The organism is Acidovorax delafieldii 2AN (genome assembly GCF_000175235.1).
Classification (GTDB): Bacteria; Pseudomonadota; Gammaproteobacteria; order Burkholderiales; family Burkholderiaceae_C; genus Acidovorax; species Acidovorax delafieldii_B.
Genome location: NZ_ACQT01000217.1, coordinates 1 through 5,960 on the forward strand (window position 1 = coordinate 1; position 5,960 = coordinate 5,960).

The following is a 5,960-nucleotide window of genomic DNA, read 5'->3' on the forward strand; positions in this document are numbered from 1 at the left end:
CGGCGGGCGGTTGGGAACTGGAAGAAGACATTGCCCGTATTTTCGCCTGCGAAGGCGCAGAGGCCATCACGGGGGGTGAGAAGTACTGCGGCGGCCAACACAACCCTCGCCACACAGAACTGGTGAGGCGCTTACCCCTGGCGGGTTTGCCAGACCAGGTAATCGGCGGCCGGCAGCGGCTTGCTGATGGCGTAACCCTGGGCCTCGTCGCACGACAGGCTGCGCAGATGCCCCAGAATGGCCTGCGTCTCCACGCCTTCGGCTACCACGGTCAGACCCAGGTTGTGCGCCAGGTCGATGGTGGAGCGCACGATCAGGGCATCGTCCCCGGCCGATTCCATCCCCATCACGAACGACTTGTCGATTTTCAACTCGTCCACGGGCAGGCGCTTGAGGTAGGCGAGCGAGGAATAGCCGGTGCCGAAGTCGTCGATGGACAACTTGAACCCATGCTCGGACAGGCGGTTGAGCATGGCCTCAGCGCGCTGCGGGTCGTCCATGATGGCGCTTTCGGTGATTTCGAGGCAGAGCGCGCTGGCCGCGACGCCATACCGCGCCAGCAGGGCCGCAAGGCGGTGGCACAGCTCGGGATCAAGCAGGTCGCGCGTGGACAGGTTCACCGACACGCGCAGCGGCAAGTGCCGGGCGGCGGGCGTGGCCAGCCAACGGCAAACTTCCTCGAACATCCATAGCGTGAGCTGCCGCACGAAGCCGGTCTGCTCGGCAAACGGAATGAATTCCATCGGCGGCACCAGCCCGCGCTGCGGGTGCTGCCAGCGCACCAGCGCCTCGGCAGCGAGCCCGGGCTGGCCGTGCAGGGCGATCTTGGGCTGCAGGTACAGGCGCAGTTCGTGGTGTTCCACCGCATGGCGCAGTTCGGTCAGCAACGACAGGGTCTGTGCGCTCGCGGAGTCGAGGGCCGGGTCATAGCGCAGCGGCCCGCTCAACTGGCGCTTGCCCGCATACATGGCGATTTCAGAGCGGCTGAGCAGGGTGTCGGCGTCTTCGGCGTCGCCCGGCCAGCAGGCTATGCCCATGGCGGCACTCAAATCGACGTTCTGGTCTTCGAAAACCAGCGGATCTTCGAACGAATGGTTGATGCGGCGCGCCACCTCGAGTGCCGCCGCAGCGTCGGCGCCCTGCAGCAGCACGGCAAACTCATTGCCGCCCAGACGCGCCACCATGTCCTCGGGCCGAACCACCTGTTCCCGCAGGCGGCCTGCCACAGCCTGCAGCAGGCGGTCGCCAAAGGGGTAGCCCAGGACATCGTTCACATGCTTGAAGCGGTCGAGATCGAGCGTGAGCACGGCCATCGGCCTGACCCTCTGCGCACCGGGCGCGAGGGCCGCCACCACGGCCTCGCGAAAACGTTCGCGGTTGGGCAGGCCGGTGAGCCGGTCCCAATAGGCCAGCCGCCGGATCTCGCTTTGCTGCGCACCGATGTCGATGCGCATCCTGTCGAAGGACCGCGCCAGATTGCCGATTTCATCGGTGCGGTCCATGTGCGCCAAGGGAACGTCGTATTCCCCCCGGGACAGCCGCTGCGTGGCCGCCAGCAGCGAGCGCAGCGGGGTGGCCACGCGCTGCGCCATCAGGCCGTTGCCTACCGCGAACAACAGCAGGCCCACCACCGTGATGACGGCCAGCAGCACCTGCAGCTGCCGGTAAGGTGCGACGACCTCGTCCACCGAGCGCAGCAGCAGCGCCTGCACCTCGCCCCCAACGCTCTCGAGTTGGCTTGCGCGCGCCAACAGCACGCCCTGCGCAGTGTCGAGCTCGCCGGTGGGCACGCCCTCGCGGCGCAGCAGCGCCAGGGGCTCAGGCGCCAAAGTGCTCACCGGCACACTCAGCGCTCCGTCCATACCCCTCACGAGCAGGGCCACATCGACCGCCAAGAGTTGGCGCATCTCGTCGGCCAGCGGCTGACTGACGGGAAACCCCATGAGCACCCACCCCATCACCACAGGCGCGCGCATGGGCACCATGACGAACTGGTAGGGAAGCCCACCAATCACGGCAATGCGGCTGGCCTGCGCCTGGCCCGCCAGCAGCGGCGCCACCTGCCCTACGGCCCTGCGGAAATCGCCCCCACCCTCCGGTGCGCTGAGCGCACGCAGGCCAAGGCCCGTGTCCAGCAGTGCCGTGACGGACGCTCCGATGCGGCCACCATGGTTTTCAAGCACCGACTGGATGGTTTCCTCGTCGTCGGAATTCACGGCCGAGCGGAACCCGTAGTCGGCTGCCAGCAAGGCAGAGCCCTGGCGCAGCCGGTCGGCGTTTTGCTCGAGCAGCCGGTGCCACACGTTCTCGTCGATATCGAGAGCGCGCGCGATCTGGCTGCGGGCGTTGCGGTCGATGCTGGCGCGCACCACGGCAAAGCCCGCCGCCTGCACGATCAGCAGCAACAGCAACGAAAGGCCGACCAACCGCACGATCAGGCTGTGCCGCGCCCCCCGAAGCGTCAAGGCAGCAACCCCTGCATGCGCACCGTCACCGCAGCCATCCCCTGGACCGGTACGTCAAGCACCTGCTCCTGCGCAGGCGCTCCCACCGGCAGGCGGGTGTGCCAGGTGCGCAGGCGGTAGTTGCCCGGCGGCACCTTGTCGATCTGGGCGGTGCCGGAAGGCGGCAGCGTCTGGGCGTAGTACGGCGTGGCCACAACAACCACCCAGCCCACCATCTGGTCGTGGATATTGCAGCCCAGCACCACCACGCCGGGCCGGTCGAACAGAACCGGGTTGGCGGGCGTGCCCGTGTACAACTTGAGTTCGAACTTCTTGGCGGGCGAAAACGAATACACGTGGTGCCGCACGGTATCCTGGTTGGGAAAGTGCACCTCGGAACCCTGGGGCACGACCAGCACGCCCGGCACGAACTGCTTTTTCTCCTGCGCCATCACCTGGCCCGGCAGAGGCCGCACCAGTCGGCGGGCATCGGGCGATTCCAGGAACACCACGGCATCGCCCAGCGGTTGGCCGGCCGCATCCTGGACCTCGACCTGCACGCTGGCCGCGCGCACGCCACCCGCCAGCCCGGTGGCCAATCCCAAGCCCCCCAAGACCATGCCCCAGGCCGGTATCGCCCATGCGCGCCGCGCCACCGATCTGGGCGAGCGCGCGGCCGGCTGGACGCCCGGCACGCTCATGGCTCGATGGCGATACCCGCCAGCGCGCTGCCGTCACCCACCTGCCCCAGGTCGCTCGCGCGGCCCGTGGCCAGGTCCACCCGGTACAGGTGCGTGCGCGGCTCGGTTGCCGTGCGCACCGCGATCAGCGGGGTGTTGGCCACGTCGGAAATATCGAAAGCCACATCGGCAATGCCCGAAAGCCCCAGCGCGCCCACGGTGCGAAGCTCGCCGGTATTGGGCGAGACCACGGGCTCGACGCCTTCGCGCGACCCCTGCATGACCAGCGCGCCCAAGGCACGGTCGATGGCGTAGTTGGTGGTGATCTTCTCGTTGCGGGTGTTGTAGGTGTAGGCGGCCCCTGCAATGTCGGGCTGGCGGCCGAAATGCATGTCGCCCGCACCATAGTGCAGCAGGCCGTCGGGCTGCACGCCTTCGCGCACGGGGTCGCCATCCACTGCAGCGCCGGTGTCCGGGTGCAGCCGCAGGTTGTGGCCGGCAGGGGTCACCACGCGGATGCGGTCCACCGTCGGATTGAAGTCAAAACCGATTACCACCGCGCCCTGCAGCAGCACGGCGGGGGCCGTCCCCACGGGACTCAGCGCACCACTGACACGGTCGACCGTGTACAGCCGCCCGGACCGCGACAGCGCGTACAGCACGCCGCGCGCCACGCGGAAATCCATTCCCACGATCGCGTCACCAGGCGCCAGACCCGTGAGCGACCTGCGCTCAAGCACGCGGTCGGGCTGCGTGTGCACAAAACGGATCAGATCGCCCGACGCCGTGATGGCATACACCATCTCGTCGCCGCGCCCCACCGATGGCCCGGCCGCGCCGGCACATCCCGCCACCACGATCGATGCGGAAATCCAGGCCCAGCGGCGAAAAGTGCGACGAATCCAACGCATGAAGCCCCCCCATTTGTAACGCGGTTATACCTGATGCGGTTCTTCTTTGCAGTGACACTGCGGGCTTCGCGGTCAACCAAAAAATCATCGAAAACCATAGCATTAATCGCTTATGGAATAAGCGCAACAACCCAATTCGACCATTTTTAATCACTTTGCAGCTCTTTCCAGGGCTGGGCCGCCCCGCGCATCCCAGTCCCATTGAAAACGGCGGCATTTGTAACAACCACGGCATCGCGGCGCCCACCGGCCCGCCGCCTTCGCGCCCAGGCATCGCACAGTGCACCACCCTGTCACTGTGGCATCCAACTTGCTGGGCACACTCCCACTACCCAGAGAGACCTTTCACCATGCAACGCCCACCCTCCTTGTCTTCCTTGTCCATCTCCACCCGCCTCGGACTGGGCTTCGGCTGCATGCTGGTGCTGCTGCTCGCCATTGCAGCCGTGGGCCAGTGGTCGGGCAGCCGGGTGCGCGAGCAGATGCAGCAGATCACCGGCACCGGGGCCGCCAAGGCCCGGTTGCTGAGCGGCATGCGCGAGAGCGTGAGCGCCATGGGCATCCAGAGCCGTTCGGCAGCCATGCTCAACGACATCGACCCCAAGCAGGCCCACGAGCAGATCCAGGCGATCCAGTCCACATTGCAGCAATACGACCGCCAGCAGGCAGACCTCTCGGCACTGATGGCGGGCGCGGGCGCCTCGCCGGCCGAACAGGGTCTGCTGAGCCAGGCCCAGGCGCTGGCTGGGCAGACGCGGCCCGCCCTGCAAACCGCGCTCAAGTCGGCCGAAGACGGTGACACGGTGAGCGCGACCCTGGGCCTCATGACGCGGGTGGCACCCATCGAAACGGCCTGGCGCACCAAGTTGGGGGAGCTGATCGCACTGCAGGAGCGCCTCAACGGCGAAGCCACCGACTCGGCGGAGCACACCCAATCCCAGGCGCGCACCACGGGCGCGGCGCTGGTGGTGCTGGCCATCGCCCTGGGGACGCTGATCGCGTGGCGCACCACGGCCAGCATCACCCAGCCCATCGGGCGTGCGGTGGTGGTGGCCGAGCGCATTGCCCGCGGCGACCTCACGTCGCATGTGGAAGTGCGCATCCACGACGAGACTGGCCGCCTGCTGCAGGCCATTGCCGCCATGCAGGAGCGGCTGCGCGCACTGGTGGGGGCCATCGCCGAGGCGGCCGATTCCATCCTCGTAGCCAGCTCCGAAGTGGCGTCAGGCCACCTCGACCTGAGCCAGCGCACCGAGCAGACCTCGCACAGCCTGCAGGGCGCCGCAGCGGCGCTGGCCGACGTGACCCACACCGTGGGCCAGAACGCCGATGCCGCGCGCCAGGCCAACCAGCTCGCATCGTCTTCGTCGGACGCAGCGGCACGCGGCGGTGGCGTGGTCGCGCAAGTGGTGCAGACCATGGACGTCATCAGCAGCAGCTCGCGCAAGATCGCCGACATCATCGGCGTGATCGACGGCATCGCCTTCCAGACCAACATCCTGGCGCTGAACGCAGCCGTTGAGGCCGCCCGCGCAGGCGAGCAGGGCCGGGGCTTTGCCGTGGTGGCCAGCGAAGTGCGCAACCTCGCGGGCCGATCGGCCCAGGCCGCGCGCGAGATCGGGGCCCTGATCGGCGCGAGCGTCGATCAGGTGCAGGCGGGCAGCACCCAGGCGCACCACGCCGGCACAAGCATTGAAGAACTGGTGCGGTCGGTGCGCCAAGTGTCCGACATCATGGGCGAGATCACGGCCGCCACCGAAGAGCAGAACCAGCGCATCGGACTGGTCAGCCAGTCGGTGGGCGAGCTGGAGCAGATGACCCAGCAGAACGCCGCGCTGGTCGAGGAAGGCGCCGCGGCCGCCGACAGCCTCAAGGACCAGGCCCACCGCCTGACCGAGATGGTGGGGCCTTCCGGCTCCAGCGCG

4 protein-coding genes are annotated in these 5,960 nt (G+C 67.9%); 1 reads left to right on the top strand and 3 read right to left on the bottom strand.

Annotation, left to right across the window (positions count from 1 at the left end; translation table 11 throughout):
* Window positions 1-131 precede the first annotated feature (131 nt).
* The 3 genes from ACDELDRAFT_RS18055 to ACDELDRAFT_RS18065 are packed head-to-tail and all read right to left on the bottom strand — an operon-like array spanning window position 132 to window position 4,035.
* Window positions 132-2,465, bottom strand: coding sequence for a putative bifunctional diguanylate cyclase/phosphodiesterase (locus tag ACDELDRAFT_RS18055; protein ID WP_005799431.1), 2,334 nt, complete (start codon window positions 2,463-2,465; stop codon window positions 132-134).
* Window positions 2,462-3,145, bottom strand: a complete 684-nt coding sequence (locus ACDELDRAFT_RS18060) for a methylamine utilization protein (protein ID WP_005799432.1) — start codon at window positions 3,143-3,145, stop codon at window positions 2,462-2,464. Before ACDELDRAFT_RS18060 ends, ACDELDRAFT_RS18055 begins: the two co-directional genes overlap by 4 nt.
* Window positions 3,142-4,035 carry a DUF4394 domain-containing protein gene (locus ACDELDRAFT_RS18065; RefSeq protein ID WP_005799433.1) on the bottom strand — a complete coding sequence of 298 codons (894 nt, stop codon included), beginning with the start codon at window positions 4,033-4,035 and terminating at the stop codon, window positions 3,142-3,144. The genes ACDELDRAFT_RS18060 and ACDELDRAFT_RS18065 overlap by 4 nt, the downstream gene beginning before the upstream one ends.
* A gap of 350 nt (window positions 4,036-4,385) precedes the next feature.
* Between ACDELDRAFT_RS18065 and ACDELDRAFT_RS18070 the strand changes: the two genes are divergently transcribed.
* Window positions 4,386-5,960 (top strand): methyl-accepting chemotaxis protein (locus tag ACDELDRAFT_RS18070; RefSeq protein WP_005799434.1); only part of this gene is annotated, 1,575 nt, incomplete at its 3' end.